This is a genomic window from Phenylobacterium sp., assembly GCF_031425575.1.
In the GTDB taxonomy this organism is placed as follows: Bacteria; Pseudomonadota; Alphaproteobacteria; order Caulobacterales; family Caulobacteraceae; genus Phenylobacterium.
Genome location: NZ_JANPJP010000355.1, coordinates 1 through 17,412 on the forward strand (window position 1 = coordinate 1; position 17,412 = coordinate 17,412).

Below are 17,412 nucleotides of genomic sequence, written 5' to 3' on the forward strand. Positions count from 1 at the left end.
CCCTCCCGCGCCCCCCCTCGGCGTCTTGCTCTTTGGTTTTCCACCCCCTCCCCCGCGCCGCGGCCCCCCCCCCCCCCGCCGCCAAGCTCGGCAAGCTGAAGATCCCGCCCCTTGGTGTGGTGGTGGTCTCGCGGCCCCGGACGGGTGAGATCCCCCAATGGGAACAACTTCTCTCTGCCGGTGCGGTCTGCACGACCCTGCTCTACGCCGCCCTGGCCCTCGGCTACGGCGCCAACTGGATCACCGACTGGTACGCCTATGACGAGGAGGCCAAGGCGATCCTGGGGCTGGAGCCTGCGGAGAAGGTGGCGGGCTACATTTTCCTGGGCACGCCCAAGGAGCCCCCGCAGGAACGCGAGCGGCCCAACGTCGCCGCCCTGATCACCGCCTGGCGGCCCTAACCCGTCTCCGACATCCTGATTAGTTCGTCCACCGGCCGGCCAGCGAGGGCTTGGGCTGGAGCTTGGCCCCCAGGTGGCTGTAGAGTGTTGGTTCTGATGACCCCAATCCGATCCCTGGCGGCGGCCGTCGCGATCTGCACCTCGCTCCTAGCCGGCGGAGCGTCAGCCGCCCCGACGCCCGATGCCACGCTACGCGGCGTCATGACCGCGGCCGATCATCAGACCTACCGGGAAGTTCCGTTCCGCGTCCCGGCCGGCACGACCCGGCTGACCGTGGAATTCGAGCACACCGGCAAGGATCAGAAGTCGGTCATCGACCTGGGCCTGCGCGATCCCCAGCGGTTTCGCGGCTGGAGCGGCGGGAACAAGACCCGGTTCACAGTCTCGGAAGCCGAGGCGACAGCCTCCTACCTTCCCGGGCCGCTGCCCGCCGGAGTGTGGAAGCTGGTCCTGGGCGTGCCGAACCTGCGTCAGGGCGCGCGGGCCGCGTACACCGCGCGCATCTACTTCGAGCGTGGCGCGGCGTTCGGCGGGTTCCAGTCGACAGCGGTGAAGCCCGGTCCCGCTTGGTTCCGCGGCGACCTGCACGTCCACACGGCCCATTCCGATGGCGCCTGCGAGTCGCGCAAGGGCCTCAGAGTCCCCTGCCCTGTGTTCAGGACGCTGGAAGCCGCCGTAGCCCGGGGTCTCGATTTTATTTCGGTGACCGACCACAACGCGACATCGCAAAATCAAGCGTTGCGCGAGCTGGCGCCGTATTTCGATGACCTCCTGCTGCTGCCCGGACGCGAAGTCACCACCTTCCAGGGCCACGCAAACGTGTTTGGCCCGATCAGCTTCCTCGATTTCCAACTCGGCTCAGCGCGCGCACAGGACCTGGCCACCCTGCAGGGCCAGGTTGAGAAGGCCGGAGGGCTGATATCCATCAATCACCCCGGCCTTCCGTCGGGCGAGCTCTGCATGGGCTGCGGCTGGGTGGCCAAGCCCACGGACTTCGCCCGCATCCAGGCCATCGAGGTGGTGAATGGCGGATCCCTCGCCTTCCCAGGCGGCGCCGAAAGCGCGGTGTCGGGCATTCCGTTCTGGGAGGCGCGGCTGAACGCCGGTCACCAGATCACGGCCGTCGCCGGCTCCGACAACCACGACGCCAGCCTCAGTCCCGCCAAGCCGGGCGCCATCGGCTACCCGACCACGGTAGTCCATGCTGCGAACCTGTCCCAGATCTCCATCCTTGAGGGCCTGCGCCGTGGCCATGTCTTCATCGACGTCGAAGGCGAGGGCCGACGCCTGCTGGAGGTCACCGCGACCCTGGGCGATCAGACCGCTCAGATGGGCGACCAATTGCTCGCGCAGGCCGGTGACGCCGTCCTGCTACAGGCTCACGTGATCGGCGTGGCCGGCGGCGCCGCTGAACTGACGGGAAGCGGGGCCAGTCTCGCAGCCACGCCTCGTCAGGTCATCGCCAGCCAGGATCAGATCCTGTCCTTCCCGCTTACGGCCGACGGCGCCGCCCTTTGGTTGCGGGTGGACGTGCGAGGCGCCGATGGCCGCCTCAAGTTGCTTGGCAATCCCATCTACTTGGCCCCTCGGTGAAACTGCGGTGACCACGTCCTACTCTGAGCTTGATCGGTCCCGCCGGGTGGCCTGAAACACGACGGCCGGACAGCGAAGGGTCGCCGCCCGGCCTGAAGTGTGACACGCCCGAGGAGAGATGGGCGACTGTCCCTTATCCTATTTTTGCGGCGTCGGCTAGTCGAGGGTTGTTTCTCTCACCGAAGGCGCCTGCCTTAGGACTCACTCCGCCGCCAGGGGCCCAGCTCCCGGGGATGTCAGCTTCCATCTACTGTGCCGCTCAGTCTCTGACCTTCCAGTCCGCAGTCAAATGTCCAGCAGAAGCGGCCGCCGCCGCCTGCAAACGGCTCACCCGCGGCCGCGATAGGTCGCAACACCTTGGTCCGGCAGCCAGAGGTCGGCCGGAGCCGGGCCGCTCTGCCAAAATACGTCAATCGGGATGCCGCCACGCGGGAACCAGTAGCCGCCGATCCGCAGCCAGACAGGTTCAGCCACCTCAACGATCTTGCGGCCGATGGCGACCGTGCAGTCCTCGTGGAAGGCGCCATGGTTGCGGAACGAGCCGAGATACAGTTTCAGAGACTTCGACTCGATCAGCCAGGGCCCGGGCGCATAATCGATCACCAGGTGCGCGAAGTCGGGTTGGCCGGTCACCGGGCAGAGCGAGGTGAACTCCGGAACCGTGAAGCGCGCCAGATACAGCGTGTCGGCCTGCGGGTTGGGGACCCGCTCCAGAACGGCCTCCTCCGGCGAGTCGAAGCCGCGGACTTCGCGGCCGAGTTGGGTCAGGTGGGTCTCATCCATGGCCGGCGCTTTACGCCCCGCAAGCCGGGCCCGCAACAGAGACTCCAACGCGGCGAAACGCTATCACAGCCCAAAGCTTCAGGGAGAAGACGCGCGATGAGCGGCAAGGATTTCCAAGATTTCGTGGTCGTGGTGACCGGCGCCTCCACTGGCCTCGGCCGCGCCATAGCCGTGGAGACCGCCAGCCGCGGCGCCGCGGCGGTGATCATCAACTTTGCGTCCAGCGCCGATGAGGCCGCCGAGACGGCCCGCCAGGTCGAGGCGCACGGCGCCACGGCCGTGGTCGTGCAGGGCGATGTCGCCTCCGACGAAGATTGCCGGAGAATCGCCGCCGCCGCCGAGCCCTTCGGCCGCATCGACGCCCTCTTCAACAATGCCGGCGTGACGAAATTCGCGCCCAACCACGCCGATCTGGACGCTGTGACCGCCGACGACTTCCTGCGCCTCTATAGTGTGAACGTTGTGGGCGCCTACCAGATGGTCCGCGCCGCGCGGTCCCTGCTGGAGGCGGGGCCGCAACCCGGCGCCGTGGTCAACACCTCGTCCATCGCCGGCGTCGCCGGGATTGGTTCGTCGGTGCCCTACGCCGCCTCAAAGGGGGCGCTCACCACCATGACCCTGTCCCTCGCCCGGGCCCTTGCGCCCAAGATCCGGGTCAACGCCATCTGCCCCGGCTTCATCGACACGCCTTGGTTCGGCAAGGGCGTCGGCGCCGAGCGCGCCCAGAAGATGCGCGACGGCGCAGCCGCCTCCACGCCCCTCAAGGCCGCCTCGACGGCCGAGGACATCGCCGGCGCCGCGGTATTCCTCGCCGCCCCTGCATCGAAACACGTCACCGGCGAGACCCTGCTGGTGGATGCGGGGACTCACCTGAACTATTCGCCGCTGGCGATGCGTTGAGCCTTGACCCGCTAAGCGCGGGCGTGGCGCCCAAGGCACAGCTTGGCGCCCAATTTCGCGGCGCCCTCCCCCGTTAACGCCCAAATTCTGCGCAGCGAGTAGCTAGGGCGCGCTGTGGCTTCGGCCTCCGTTGATCTGAAGGTCTCCAACTGGCGATCTCCGGCGACGGTTGGGCGAAGCTCGGCTGGATATAAGGGGATAACGAAAATGAACATTCTTAAGACCATGCTTCTCGCCGCCGCGGCCACCGCCGCCATGGGTGGAAGCGCTCTCGCCGCCGACGACAACATTTCCATGGCGTTCAACGTCGGCGCGGCCACCGACTACGTGTTCCGCGGCGTGAGCCAGACGGATGAAGGCGGCCAGATCTTTGGCGGCGCCGACGCGACCCTGTTCGGCATCGGCTATGCCGGCGTCTGGGTTTCCAACGTCGATTTCAACAACGGCACCGACATCGAGTATGACCTCTATGCCGGCGTCAAGCCTGTGCTGGGTCCCGTGAATCTGGACTTCGGCTTCTTCTACTACGGCTATACGAACCAGCCGACCGGCAGCAATGAAGACTACGTGGAATATAAGGCCGCCGCCTCGACCGCGGTTGGCCCCGCCACCGTGGGCGCCCTGGTCTTCTATTCGCCGGAGTTCTTCGGAAAGACCGGCAAGGCCACCTACTATGAAGTCAATGGAGCCATCCCGGTCGCCGAGAAGGTGTCGGTCTCAGGCGCCATCGGCCACCAGGAAATCGAAGGTCCGGCCGACTACAACACCTGGAACCTCGGCGTGGGCTACGCCCTCAATGACACCATCGGTTTTGACCTGCGCTATCACGACACCGACGAACACGGCTTCGGAGACATCTATGAGTCGCGGGTCGTTCTTGGCGTGAAGGCCAGCTTCTAGTCTTCGGACACGCGACGATCTGGGAAGCCGCCCCCTCGCAGGGGCGGCTTTTCCTTTTCCCGGCTATGAACATCGCCACGCTTGGTTTCGTGCTGGCCGGATGGGCTCCCGCCTTTACGCCCCGCAAGGTGCACACGTCTGGCTGGTGCAGAGCTGCGCGGCGTCGCCCGTTTCAGGGCCGATAGCTCCCGCGAGGGGAGTTTCATTGGACGCTCGCGCCCACCCCTCTATGGTGCTGGTCGGACGACCAGAGCGGAGCGCGATTCATGGAGCAGATGGCCAACCGAGCCCAGACCATCGTCGTCGACACGCTGATCGCGGCAGCGGCCTTCTTCCTCGCTTTTCTCCTCTCGTCGACCCGCACCGCGGGACTCGACGATGGCGACCTTTCCACCCTGAGTGTCGTTCAGCTGATTGGCCTCTACGGAGCCCTGGCCGCGGTGTTTTCCACGGTGTTCCGACGCGAGTTGTCGCCCTGGCGCTACGTCTCGATTCCAGACGCCCTGGTTCTCGCACGGACGGCCGTGTTGACCGCGGGGGTCTTCCTGCTGGCGGTGTTCGTAATTGATCGGGCCAGCGGCCTGCCCCGCTCGGTCCTCGCCATGGCCACCATCTTCCAGATGACCGGTTCCATGGGTGCGCGCATCATGCGCCGCGCCCTGCACGAGCACGCCCTGGACAGCTTCGCGCCGCTAAAATCCGTGCGCGATCGCGCGCCCCAGGCGCCGTCTCTCCTGCTGATTGGGCCTATGGCGCTGGCCGACACCTATCTGCGCGACGTCGCGCGGCGTCATGACCACGCCTGGACGGCCGTCGGCATCGTCGGTCCCGACGCCCGCGATGTGGGCCAACAGGTCCGCGGCGTCTGCATCATTGAGTGCATCGACAACCTGGGCGCGGCCCTGGCCGATCTGCGGCGTTGGAACCGCTATCCTCGCGCCATCCTGTTCCTGGACGAACCGGGTCGACTGAAGGGCCTTACGGCCGACCAGCTCGGCCAACTGAAGAACGACGGCATCCGGCTGTTGCGCCTGCCCTCCATCGTCGAGTTGTCGCAGCATGACGGCATGGCCCTGCTTCCCATGCGCGAGATTAGCGTTGAAGAGCTGCTGGCCCGTGAGCCGATCGAGCTTGATCATGAAGCGGTCAAGGCTCTGATCCGTGGCCGCCGCGTTCTGATCACCGGGGCTGGCGGATCTATCGGCGCTGAACTGGTGCGGCAGGTCGCCGCCTTCCAGGCCGGCCACGTCACCATGCTCGACTTCTCCGAGACGTCGCTGTTCGAGATCGACCGCGAGTTGGGCGAGACCTTCCCGACCCTGTCGCGGCACGCAGCCCTGGTGGACGTGCGGAACGCCAACCGGGTGGCTGATTGCTTCCAACGCCAGAAACCTGATCTGGTCTTCCACGCTGCGGCCCTGAAACACGTCTCAATGGTCGAACGGCATCCCTGCGAGGGGGTTTTGACCAATGTGGTCGGCACCTGGAACGTAGCTGAGGGTGCGCGCGCCTGTGGCGCGGCCCAGATGGTCCTGATCTCGACCGACAAGGCGGTGGATCCGTCCAACGTGATGGGCGCCACCAAGCGGTTGGCCGAAGCGGTTATTCAGGCTCAGCAGAATGGCCGGGGCACGCGCTTCTCGGCGGTCCGGTTCGGAAATGTTCTGGGTTCGGCCGGGTCTGTGGTGCCGATCTTCAAGTCTCAGATCGACCGGGGCGGCCCGGTTACGGTGACCCATGAGGACATGGCCCGCTTCTTCATGACCATTCCTGAGGCCGCCCAGCTTGTCCTGCATGCGACGGCGACCTGCGCCGAGGGCGTGGACGCCGCTCATGCGCGGCTGTTCCTGCTGGAAATGGGCGAGCCGGTCCGGATCATGGACCTCGCCCGGCAGATGATCGCCTTGTCCGGTCGCACGCCCGGAAAGGACATTGAGATCGAGATCACCGGCCTGCGTCCTGGTGAGAAACTCACCGAGGCGCTGCTGGACGAAACCGAGCGGTCCCTGCCCTGCGCGCCCAAGGTTATGGAGGTGGTTTCCTCCTCCGCCCTGCGCATCAATGCAAATCATCTGCTTGACCTCGAAGGCCTCGCCGACAAGGGCGACGTCGATGAGGTGCGCCGCGCGCTCTTCGACCTGGTCGCTCAGATCCGCGGCGAGAAGACCGGCGCGGCCCCCGCCCTCCGGGTCGTCGCCAACGGCTAGACGCCGGGTCACTGGCGCTCGGCTCCAGACATCGCATCGCGCAGCGTAAGAGAGACTCATGGCGGTTATCCTGGTCACTGGTTCGGCGGGCTTCATCGGCTCGCACACCGCCCACCGGCTGCTGGATCGGGGCGACGAGGTGGTGGGCCTCGATGACCTGAACGCCTACTACGATCCGACCCTGAAGCAGGCCCGCCTGGCCCGGCTGGAAGCCCGCAAGGGTTATCGCCACGCCAAGATCGACCTGGCCGACCGTGCGGCCGTCGCCAGCCTGTTACAGGAGACCAAGCCGGACGGCGTCATCAATCTGGCCGCCCAGGCTGGCGTCCGCTACAGCCTGGAAAATCCCGAAGCTTATGTGGACGCCAATGTCGTCGGCTTCCTGAACATCCTGGAGGGCTGCCGGGCGGTCCAGCCGAAGCACCTGGTCTTCGCCTCCACCAGCTCGGTCTACGGCGCGAACGGCAAGCTGCCCTTTTCGGTGCGGGACGCGGTGCATCACCCGATCACCCTCTATGCGGCCACCAAGCTGGCAAATGAGTCCATGGCGCACTCGTACGCCCACCTGTTTGGGATCCCTTCGACAGGCTTCCGGTTCTTCACCGTCTACGGCCCCTGGGGCCGCCCTGACATGGCGCTGTTCAAGTTCACTGAGGCGATCCTCAAGGGCGAACCCATCGACGTCTATGGCGAAGGCAAAATGCAGCGCGACTTCACCTATGTGGACGACATCGTCTCGGGCGTTGTCGCTGCCCTGGATCGGCCCGCCGCCATCGATGCGGCCTGGGATCCGCTTGCGCCCAACCCGGCCACCAGCGGCGTCGCGCCCTGGCGCATCCTGAACCTTGGGAACAGCCAGCGGGTCGAGCTGATGCGCTATATCGAGGTGCTTGAGGAAAAGCTGGGCGTCAAAGCCAAGCTCAACCTGCTGCCCATGCAGCCCGGGGACGTCAGCCGCACAGAGGCCGACACGGCCGAAACCCAGGCCGCGCTCGACTACGCGCCCAGGACCCCAATTGAGACGGGGATCGGACGGTTCGTCGACTGGTATCGCGACTATTACCGGACGTAGATCGCTCGGCCCCTCGCCTTCCAGGATGCGGCATCTTCGCGTAGCGCGGGCGTGCGCTTGAGCCCCCCCAGAATGGGGTCTAGGACTTGCACCCTAGTGCTGGGGGGTGCTTCAAAATGATACGTGCGGTTTTCTGGTGTGGCTTGGCTTTGGCCGCCATCACAGCCTCGGTGGGTTGGGGGTCGGTGGATCGCTCCTTCACCTATTTCCGCGACAACGCCTATGAGCGTGAAGCTGCGCTACAGCAGTGCCTGGCTGGCCGGTTCAAAGGCCTCATCTGCCAGAACGCCGCTCGCGCGGCCCGCGCGGTCGCCGACCGGGAAGGCCTGCTCGGCCTCTATTCCCCCACCACCACAGCGGTCGCCACGATCCAATAGGGTTCCGCCCCACCCCAAGGACGACAGCCACGCGGCCTCGCGCCTATTCGCTGCGCAGGGCCGGCGCGGGTCGGCGTGAGAGAGCCTGGAGCGACGCTAACAGCCCCCCCAGGGCGGCCAGCGCGGCTGCGCCCCCGACCAGCGCCGCGATACCGGTCCAGTCGACGCTCCAGTCGGCCTTGAACACCAGGGTGACCACGGGCCAGGCGGCAGCGCAGCCCAGGGCGACGCCCGCAGCGCCCGCCACCACGCCGACCGCGCCGTACTCCAGGACATAGACGCTGAGGATCTGGCCGCGCGAGGCGCCTAGCACCTTGAGGATCGCGGCCTCGCGCATGCGCGACTGCGCTCCCGCCGCGATGGCGCCGGCCAGAACAAGCAGGCCGGCCAAGGCGGCGACCCCGGCCGCGCCCCGGATGGCCAGGGCCAGGCGTCCGAACAACTCCGTCGCGGCCTCGAGCTGCTCGCGCACGGAGATCACGTTCACCTCGGCGAACTCGGTTCCCAGCGCCCGGGTCACGGCAGCCTCCTGCGCCTTGCTGGCCTTGGCGATGGCCACATGCCGCAGATTGGCGCCTTCCAGGGCCCCGGGGTTCAGTACGAGGGGGAAGCTGGCTCCGAAGCCGCCGAAGTCCACCTTACGCAGCACCACGACGCGGGATTCGATCTCGCGCCCTAGGACCGACAGGGTCACCCGGTCGCCAAGCTTCAAGCCGCCGGCCTTGGCCACATCGGCCTCCATGGCCAGCAGGGGCGGCCCGGCATAGTCGGCGGGCCACCACCGCCCCTCGACGATGCCCGACGCAGGCGGTTCCGCGCCGATCGCAGACAGGGAGATGTCATTGTCATAGGCCCAGCGTTCGGAGGCCTCGATCTGGCTGGTGACCACGGGCCGGCCCTTGATGTGGCTGATCCGTCCGGTGACGAAGGGCGCCCGCAGATACATGTCTGCGGTCAGGGGAACGCCGAAGGCCCCGGCAAGGGCGGCGTCGAAGGCCGCGACGCGGTCGCCGGGGATTTCCGTGAAGACCAGGGCCGGGGCGGTGCGGGGCGCCACCTCGGACACCTGACGCAGCAGGCTCGACTGGATCAGCACGACCGCCGCCAGCAGGGCGACTCCCAGGCCGATGGCGGGCGCAGCGGTGCGGGCGGCGGAGCGCGGTCCGGCGAGGCTGGCCAGGGCGATGCGCAGCGCGCCTCTCGCCCCGATCCTGGCCCGGCCCGCCAGCCAGGCCCCGCCGAGCCCCAAGGCCCACAGGATGCCAAACGCGACCACCACGCCGGCGATCATAATCCCGGCCGCCAGGGGGGTCGGCGCGGTCACCACCGCCAGTCCGGCCAGGGCGATGGCCGCCAAGCCCGCGCCGATGATCTCCACCCCCCAGGCGAACCGGGTGGGCAGGTCGTGGCGGAACAGGGTCGCCGGCGACGTCAAGCGCGCCCGGGCCAGAGGCCCCAGGGCGAAAGCCGCCGCCGAAAGCAGACCAAAGGCTCCGGCCTTCAGGAGCGGGATGGGATAGACACCGAACAGGGCCGGGATCGGCAGATCGTCAGCGATGAGCGCGCCAAGCACCAGCGGCGCCGCGGCGCCCACCGCCAGGCCGATGGCCACGCCGAGGCCGGCCAGGGCCCCGATCTGAATCAGGTAGAGATTGCGCACCAGAGGCCCCTCGGCGCCCAGGGCCTTGAGCACCGCGATCACCGGCTTGCGCTGTTCCAGGAAGGCCGAAACCGCGCCATGCACCCCCAGGCCGCCGGCCACCAGTGAGGCCAGGCCGATGAAGCCGAGGAAGTATTCCAGCTGCTCGATCAGTCGCCGCACTCCGGGCGCCGCTTCGTCCCTTTGGCGGACGCGCGCCTCGGCGCCCTTCAACGCCTTGCGCAGGGTCTTGGCGGCGGGCGCGGTGTCGGCGCCGGGCGGCAATGCGATCCGCGCGGTCTCGCCGAACGGCAGGCCAGGCTCCAGGAAGCCGCCCTTCTCCACCACCGGCAAGGCGGTGAGGACGCGGGGCCCCAGCGCGAAGCCCCGCGACAGCCGGTCGGGCTCCTGCACCAGCACCGCGCGAGCAATGACAGGCGTGTTGCCCACCAGCAACCGGTCCCCCAGCTTCAGCCCCAGGCGGTCCAGCAAGACCTGCTCCACCGCAGCTCCAGGCACGCCATCGACCGGCGCCAAGGCCTCTGAGAGCGATGAGACGCCCTGCAGTTCGACCTTCCCGGCCAGGGGATAGCCACCACCGACTCCCCGTAGCTCCACTAGCCGCCGCTCGCCGGAGGGCGCCTCGGCCATGGCGCGCGCACTGACGGCGAGGGCGACTTGACCCATCCTCGCCATGGCCGCCCGCTCGGCCGGCGTGAACCGGCGCTGCTCCAGGGTGGCGGCCAGGTCGCCCCCGAGGATCTCCCGAGCCTGACCCGCCAGGCCTTGCCGGAACGCCTCCGCCGTCGAGCCCGCCGCGGCGATGGCCGCCACGCCGAGCGCCAGGCAAGCCAGGAAGATGCGGAAGCCCCGGACCCCGCCGCGAAGCTCGCGCAGGGCGAACGTCCAAGCGAGGGGACTCATGCGGCGGCGACCGTCCGGCCATCACCGATCACAACCTGCCGGTCAGCCCGCCGCGCGAGGATGGGGTCGTGGGTGACCAGCACCAGGGCCGCGCCAGTCTCGATCACCAGGTCGAACATGAGATCGGCCACCAGGGCCGCATTGGCGGCGTCGAGATTTCCGGTGGGTTCGTCGGCGAACAGCAGGGCCGGCCGCGGCGCCAGGGCGCGCGCCAGCGCCACCCGTTGCTGCTCGCCCCCCGACAGCTGGTGCGGATAGTGGCGACCGCGCGCGGCCAAGCCTACCCGCTCAAGCCAGGACCGCGCCAGTTCGGCGGCGTCACGGCGTCCGGCGATCTCCAGGGGTGCTGCGATGTTCTCCGCCGCCGTCATGTTGGGCAGCAGGTGGAAGGACTGGAAAACCAGGGACACCCGGCCCCGGCGAAGCCGCGCCCGACCGTCCTCGTCCAGCTTGCCAAGGTCCTGGCCAAACAGGCTCACGGTCCCGGCGGTGGGCAGCTCAAGCCCGGCAGCCACCGAGATCAGCGACGACTTGCCCGAGCCGGAGGGGCCCGTGACCGCCACCCGCTCGCCCGCCTCGACCCGGAAGCTCAGGTCCCGCAGAATCTCCACCGGGCCCGCCGCCGACGGAAGGCTGAGGAAGACTCCGTCCAGTTCCACCGGCGCACCGGCCTGCGTCGTCTGCGCCAAGTGAACTCCCATCTATTGAGCCGACATGCTGAGCCCTTAAATAGGACAGAGTCATGACCGACACACCTGATCCATGCTGACACGCCGCCATCTGATCGCCGCCGCCCTGGCCGCACCCCTCCCTGCCCTCGCCGCAGGCAGGCCCGTCGTGACCATTCTGGGGGATTCCATCACCGCCGGCTTTGGCCTGCCCGCGTCGGCCGCCTTCCCCGCCCGGCTCCAGGCCGAACTCGCCAAGCTAGGCAAGAGCGCGGTGATCCGACCCGCCGGCGTGTCTGGCGACACCACGGCCGGCGGCCTCGCGCGCGTCGATTTCAGCGTCCAGAAGGATACCAGCCTCTGCATCGTGGCGCTCGGCGGCAATGACCTGCTGCGCGGCCTGAATCCCGGCGCCACCAAGGCCAATCTCGACGCCATCGTGCGTCGCCTCAAGGCGCGCAAAATCCGGGTGTTGCTGGCCGGCCTCGCCGCTCCCCCCGCCATCGGCGGGGGCTACGCGCGGGAGTTCAACGCGGTCTTCCCGGCCGTGGCCAAGGCCCAGGGCGTCGCCCTCTACCCAAACCTGTTGGGCGGCGTCGCCGGCATGACGCGGTTCAACCAGCGTGACGGCATTCACCCCAACGCCCAGGGCGCGGCCCTGATCGCCCAGCGGCTCGCGCCGGCGGTGGCCAGGGTGCTGGGCTAGAGCCGCAGGTCGGCCTCACCCTTGGGGAACACTGACTTGACGTCGTAGAGCACCGCGCCGGTCTTGCCGAGCGCGCGGATGGCCGGCAGGCCCATCTCCAGGAAGGCCTGGTGCGCGACGGCCAGGATGATGGCGTCATAGGCGACCGGCGCCAGGTCGGACACCGGGCGGACGCCGTACTCCGCCAGCGCCTCCTCCGCGTCGACCCAGGGGTCATAGACATCGACCCCCACGCCATAGTCGGCAAGCTCACGGACGATGTCGATCACTCGGGTGTTGCGCAGGTCGGGACAGTTTTCCTTGAAGGCCAGCCCCATCACCAGGACCCGCGCGCCGCGCACCTTGGTGTCACGCTGGATCAGGGTCTTGATCAGGCTTTGGGCGATATAGGCCCCCATTCCGTCGTTGATCCGCCGCCCGGCCAGGATCACCTGGGGATCATAGCCGGCGTCCTGCGCCTTGTGGGTCAGGTAGTAGGGATCGACCCCGATGCAGTGACCGCCCACCAGGCCCGGCTGGAATTTCAGGAAGTTCCACTTGGTGCCCGCTGCGGCCAGCACCTCCTGGGTGTCGACCCCGAGGCGATTGAAGATCAGGGAGAACTCGTTGATCAACGCGATGTTCAGGTCACGCTGGGTGTTCTCGATCACCTTGGCGGCCTCCGCCACCCGGATCGAGCTGGCCAAGTGGGTGCCCGCCGTCACCACCGCCCCGTAGAGGGCGTCGACGAAGGCGGCCGCCTCCGGCGTCGAGCCCGAGGTCACCTTGATGATCGAGGCCAAGCGGTGCGCCCGGTCGCCGGGGTTGGCGCGCTCGGGGCTGTAGCCAGCGAAGAAGTCGGCGTTGAATTTAAGGCCCGAGACCTGCTCCACCACTGGCACGCAGTCTTCTTCCGTCGCCCCCGGATAGACGGTGGATTCGTAGATCACGACGCCGCCCTTGGAGATGGCGCGGCCCACCGTGCGGCTGGCGGCCAGCAGGGCTGAGAGGTCGGGCCGCTTGTGGCGGTCGATGGGGGTGGGCACGGTGACGATGAAGACGTTGCAGGCCGCAAGGTCGGCCTCGTCCAGAGAGAACGACAACGCGCTGGCGGCCGTCAGTTCCTCGGCGTCCACCTCCAGCGTGCGGTCATGGCCCGCCTTCAGCTCGGCGATCCGCTCGGCGCCAATGTCGAAGCCCACCACTGCGTAGTGCTCGGCCAGAGCCACGGCCAGGGGCAGGCCGACATAGCCCAGTCCGATCACGCCGATTTTCACGGGGGACTGGGTGAAGGGACTCTCTAGCATTCTTGTCTCGACCCCACCGCGGGCGTCTTCGCCGCGCCGGTCCTGACTAGCATGGATCGCCCGCCTGACAGCCCCCTAGGCGCCGGCGGCCTGGCGGGCCAGGGGGTTGGGGGTCGGCGTCGGGGTTGACGTCGAAGCCCATGTTTCTCTCCCAGATCCCCGCTAGGCCGGTCAGCGGGCCGAGGTGGGCGAGGGTTCGACGTCGATAATCTCCTGCTCGGAGAAAATGTCGTCGGCGACGTCGGTCATGGCGGATCCTGTCTGATGGCGCCCATGGTTCGTCTGACCGATCCGGGGAGCGTCAAGGGGAGGCGCCGGCGCCGGCGCACGGAACGCACGGGCAAGCGTGGGCGTTCACTGACGGCATCGGAGGGGCGCGTGGATCAGGCAAGCAGAGAGTATGGCAAGGGGCTCGCCCGCGCCTTCGGCGGCGCGCTGCTGTTCGCCCTCCCCCTGTTGATGACCATGGAGCTGTGGTCGCTGGGCGGTTTCGCCATCGACCGCGCAAGACTGCTCCTGTTCATCCTCGTCAGCCTGCCTATGCTGTTGGGCCTCTCCTACTACGCCGGCTTCGAGCCCACCTTCCGCCTCCGTGACGAGGTGCTGGACGCCCTGGCGGCGTTCGCCGTGGGCTTCATCGTCGCCACCCTCATCCTGACCACGCTCGGTGTCTTGACCCCGGACCATAGCCTCGCTGAGATGGTCGGCAAGATTGCGGTGACGGCCGTCCCCGCCTCCATCGGCGCCCTCCTCGCCGGCAAACAGTTCGGGAGCCGGGACCTGCAGAACACCCGAGAGCGCGACAGCGCCGGCTTCCTCGGGATTCTCTTCCTGATGTCGGTCGGCGCCATCTTCTTGGCTTTCAACATCGCCCCGACGGAGGAGGTGATGGTGATCAGCTACATGATGTCGCCGGGGCATGCGATCGCTCTAATCGCCGCCTCCCTCTTGGTCCTGCACGTCTTCGTCTACGCCCTGGGCTTTCGCGGCGAGCACAAGCGGCGGGGGTCCGGACGGGTTGTATCGACCTTCCTCCGCTACACCCTGCCCGGCTACGCCATCGCCCTGTTGATCAGCCTCTACTGCCTGTGGACGTTCGGCCGACTGGACGGGGTGGCCCTGCACGAGCAGGCGACCATGGCGGTGGTGCTCGGCTTCCCTGCCGCCCTGGGCGCGGCGACCGCGCGACTGGTGACCTGAATGGCCAAGAACGTCCGCCGCCCCTCTGCCGCCAAGCCGACAAAGCCCATCGCCAAGCAGCCGCCCTCTACGCCGCTGGTGGAATGGTTGGCGGCGGGGGTTGGGCTGTTCCTCGTCGTGGCGACGATCGTGTTGATCGCGTCTGAGGCCTTCTTGGCCGACCCTTCGCCGCCCCAGGTGGAGGTCCGCACGCTGGAGATTCGCAGCTCGGGGCCTGGCTTCCTGGTGGTGGTCGAGGCCGAGAATGTGGGCGGCTCCCCGGCGGCGGGCGTGCTGGTGGAAGGTGAACTCGAGCGCGGTGACGGTCCGCCGGAGACCGCCGAGGCCAGCTTCGACTTCATCCCGGACCATTCCGCGCGGCGGGGCGGCCTGTTCTTTGAGACCGATCCTCGGCTGGGGCGCCTGTCCCTGCGGGCGAAGGGCTATTCCGAACCCTGACGGTTGCAGCTGCGCCACTCGGCGCGCGCCGAGGCTTACCCGGTCTCCCCCAGGGCGACGACCCCCTGCCGGAGGCGCGCAGGGCCACAGCTATCGGAGCCTCCTTCGCCCACCCCAGACCCGGTTCGGATTAGCGGCCAGGGATGCACACGACGGGCCGAAAAATCTCTCCCGGGGGATGGAACTGCCGGTTGGCGATGAGCGTTTGGGGCAAAATGGGGGTATGGACAGGAGAGGGAATATCGCTCACGCGGATTCCGGCTCGCACGCCCTGAAGCCAGTTTGTCGCCAGGGGACGTGATGACCGCCACCACAACAGCTTCCAATGGAACCAAGCGCGCCGCGCGCGCCACCGGGCGCGCAAGCCAGGTCGAGGCCAGAGCCGAGGCGATAGATACCGGTGAACTTCTGGCCGCCCTGAGGGCGTTCCGGCGAGGTGACTTCTCGGTGCGCCTGCCGAAGGGTCATCGTGGCATCAACGGCGAAATCGCCGAAGCGTTCAATGATGTCGTCGAACTCAACGACAGGATGACCCGGGAGTTTGATCGCCTGGGCGAGACCGTTGGCCGCCAGGGCAAGATCAACCACCGCGCCCGGCTCCCCGCCGCGCAGGGCTCCTGGGCCGCCAGCGTCGAGGCGGTGAACACCCTGATCACCGACATGGTTCACCCGACCGCCGAAATGGCGCGGGTGATCGGCGCGGTGGCCAAGGGCGACCTGTCTCAAACCATGGACCTTGAGAACGAGGAGCGGCCCCTGCGCGGCGAGTTCCTGCGGATCGGCAAGGTGGTGAACACCATGGTGGGCCAGCTGGGCTCATTCGCCTCCGAAGTGACCCGGGTGGCGCGCGAGGTCGGCACCGAAGGTAAGCTGGGCGGCCAGGCTCAGGTGAAGGGCGTCGCCGGCACCTGGAAGGATCTCACCGACAACGTGAACTTCATGGCCGCCAACCTCACCGGCCAGGTGCGGAACATCGCCGAGGTGACCACGGCGGTGGCCAACGGCGACCTGTCGCGCAAGATCACCGTGGACGTGAAGGGCGAGGTGCTGGAGCTGAAGAACACCATCAACACCATGGTGGACCAGCTGAACGCGTTCTCCTCCGAAGTCACCCGCGTGGCCCGGGAAGTGGGCACCGAAGGCAAGCTGGGCGGCCAGGCTCAGGTGAAGGGGGTGGGCGGAACCTGGAAGGAGCTCACCGACAACGTGAATCTGATGGCCGGCAACCTGACCGGTCAGGTGCGCAACATCGCCGAGGTGACCACCGCCGTGGCGCGTGGCGACCTGTCCAAGAAGATCACCGTCGATGTGAAGGGCGAGATCCTCGAGCTGAAGAACACCATCAACATCATGGTGGACCAGCTGAACGCCTTCTCCTCAGAAGTGACCCGCGTGGCCCGCGAAGTGGGCACCGAGGGCAAGCTCGGCGGTCAGGCTCGAGTTGAGGGTGTGACCGGCGCCTGGAAGGACCTCACCGACAACGTGAACTTCATGGCCGCCAACCTGACCGGCCAGGTCCGCAACATCGCCGACGTCACAACCGCCGTGGCCAACGGCGACCTCTCCAAGAAGATCACCGTGGACGTGCGCGGCGAGATTCTGGAGCTGAAGAACACCATCAACACCATGGTGGACCAGCTGAACTCCTTCTCCTCCGAAGTGACGCGCGTGGCGCGCGAGGTCGGCACCGAGGGCAAGCTGGGGGGCCAGGCGCAGGTACGCGGGGTCGGCGGCGCCTGGAAGGACCTCACCGACAACGTCAACATGATGGCCGCCAACCTGACCGGTCAGGTGCGGAACATCGCCGAGGTGACCACCGCGGTGGCCATGGGAGATCTGAGCAAGAAGATCACCGTCGATGTGCGCGGCGAGATCGCCGAGCTGAAGGACACCATCAACACCATGGTGGACCAGCTCAACGCCTTCTCCTCCGAAGTCACCCGCGTCGCGCGCGAAGTCGGCACCGAGGGCAAGCTGGGTGGCCAGGCTCAGGTGCGTGGCGTCGGCGGGACCTGGAAGGAGCTGACTGACAACGTGAACCTGATGGCCGGCAACCTCACCGGCCAGGTGCGGAACATCGCCGAGGTGACCACCGCCGTGGCGAATGGTGACCTGTCCAAGAAGATCACCGTGGACGTGCGCGGCGAGATCCTGGAGCTGAAGAACACCATCAACACCATGGTGGACCAGCTGAACTCCTTCTCCTCCGAAGTGACCCGCGTGGCCCGTGAAGTCGGTACGGAAGGCAAGCTGGGCGGTCAGGCCCAGGTGCGCGGCGTGGGCGGCACCTGGAAGGAACTCACCGACAACGTGAACTT

Annotated in this window: 15 protein-coding genes; 11 read left to right on the forward strand and 4 right to left on the reverse strand. The window is 67.6% G+C overall.

Going from position 1 to position 17,412, the window contains the following annotated elements; genetic code table 11:
* Positions 1–401, forward strand: a 401-nt coding sequence (locus RMO97_RS19720; protein WP_310542708.1) for a nitroreductase family protein, incomplete at its 5' end; no start/stop codon positions are given.
* 96 nt (positions 402–497) lie between these two features.
* Complete coding sequence (locus tag RMO97_RS19725) at positions 498–1,994, forward strand: CehA/McbA family metallohydrolase (protein ID WP_310542709.1); 1,497 nt, start codon at positions 498–500, stop codon at positions 1,992–1,994.
* A 327-nt stretch (positions 1,995–2,321) separates the two neighbouring features.
* Here the strand turns inward: RMO97_RS19725 and queF are convergent, their stop codons facing one another.
* The gene (queF, locus tag RMO97_RS19730) at positions 2,322–2,777 is read right to left on the reverse strand and encodes a preQ(1) synthase (RefSeq protein ID WP_310542710.1); all 456 of its coding nucleotides are present in this window, start codon (positions 2,775–2,777) and stop codon (positions 2,322–2,324) included.
* 96 nt (positions 2,778–2,873) lie between these two features.
* Between queF and RMO97_RS19735 the strand changes: the two genes are divergently transcribed.
* From RMO97_RS19735 to RMO97_RS19755, 5 genes are all read left to right on the forward strand, one after another.
* A complete protein-coding gene (locus tag RMO97_RS19735; protein WP_310542711.1) occupies positions 2,874–3,677 on the forward strand; it encodes an SDR family NAD(P)-dependent oxidoreductase in 804 nt (267 codons plus the stop codon).
* Between the two features lie 207 nt (positions 3,678–3,884).
* Positions 3,885–4,577, forward strand: a complete 693-nt coding sequence (locus RMO97_RS19740) for a TorF family putative porin (protein WP_310542712.1) — start codon at positions 3,885–3,887, stop codon at positions 4,575–4,577.
* 266 nt (positions 4,578–4,843) lie between these two features.
* Complete coding sequence (locus RMO97_RS19745) at positions 4,844–6,784, forward strand: nucleoside-diphosphate sugar epimerase/dehydratase (protein ID WP_310542713.1); 1,941 nt, start codon at positions 4,844–4,846, stop codon at positions 6,782–6,784.
* 58 nt (positions 6,785–6,842) lie between these two features.
* The gene (locus tag RMO97_RS19750; RefSeq protein ID WP_310542714.1) at positions 6,843–7,856 is read left to right on the forward strand and encodes an NAD-dependent epimerase; all 1,014 of its coding nucleotides are present in this window, start codon (positions 6,843–6,845) and stop codon (positions 7,854–7,856) included.
* Between the two features lie 149 nt (positions 7,857–8,005).
* A complete protein-coding gene (locus tag RMO97_RS19755) occupies positions 8,006–8,233 on the forward strand; it encodes a hypothetical protein (RefSeq protein WP_310542715.1) in 228 nt (75 codons plus the stop codon).
* Positions 8,234–8,276: 43 nt separating this feature from the next.
* Here the strand turns inward: RMO97_RS19755 and RMO97_RS19760 are convergent, their stop codons facing one another.
* Both RMO97_RS19760 and RMO97_RS19765 read right to left on the reverse strand, forming a co-directional pair.
* On the reverse strand, positions 8,277–10,796 hold the full coding sequence (locus RMO97_RS19760; RefSeq protein WP_310542716.1) for an FtsX-like permease family protein: 2,520 nt from the start codon (positions 10,794–10,796) through the stop codon (positions 8,277–8,279).
* Positions 10,793–11,455: an ATP-binding cassette domain-containing protein gene (locus tag RMO97_RS19765; protein ID WP_310542722.1), complete on the reverse strand. Its 663-nt coding sequence runs from the start codon at positions 11,453–11,455 to the stop codon at positions 10,793–10,795. The genes RMO97_RS19760 and RMO97_RS19765 overlap by 4 nt, the downstream gene beginning before the upstream one ends.
* A gap of 103 nt (positions 11,456–11,558) precedes the next feature.
* Here RMO97_RS19765 and RMO97_RS19770 point away from each other — a divergent pair, with 103 nt between their 5' ends.
* On the forward strand, positions 11,559–12,170 hold the full coding sequence (locus RMO97_RS19770; RefSeq protein ID WP_310542717.1) for an arylesterase: 612 nt from the start codon (positions 11,559–11,561) through the stop codon (positions 12,168–12,170).
* On the opposite strand, the gene RMO97_RS19775 is transcribed toward RMO97_RS19770, so the two are convergent.
* Entirely contained in the window at positions 12,167–13,456 is a 1,290-nt protein-coding gene (locus RMO97_RS19775) for a nucleotide sugar dehydrogenase (RefSeq protein WP_310542718.1), read from the reverse strand. The two genes, RMO97_RS19770 and RMO97_RS19775, sit on opposite strands and share 4 nt — an antisense overlap.
* 378 nt (positions 13,457–13,834) lie before the next feature.
* Here RMO97_RS19775 and RMO97_RS19780 point away from each other — a divergent pair, with 378 nt between their 5' ends.
* From RMO97_RS19780 to RMO97_RS19790, 3 genes are all read left to right on the forward strand, one after another.
* Complete coding sequence (locus tag RMO97_RS19780; protein WP_310542719.1) at positions 13,835–14,656, forward strand: TIGR02587 family membrane protein; 822 nt, start codon at positions 13,835–13,837, stop codon at positions 14,654–14,656.
* On the forward strand, positions 14,657–15,094 hold the full coding sequence (locus RMO97_RS19785) for a hypothetical protein (protein WP_310542720.1): 438 nt from the start codon (positions 14,657–14,659) through the stop codon (positions 15,092–15,094).
* Positions 15,095–15,394: 300 nt separating this feature from the next.
* The coding region (locus RMO97_RS19790; RefSeq protein WP_310542721.1) for a HAMP domain-containing protein at positions 15,395–17,412 on the forward strand (2,018 nt) is incomplete at its 3' end.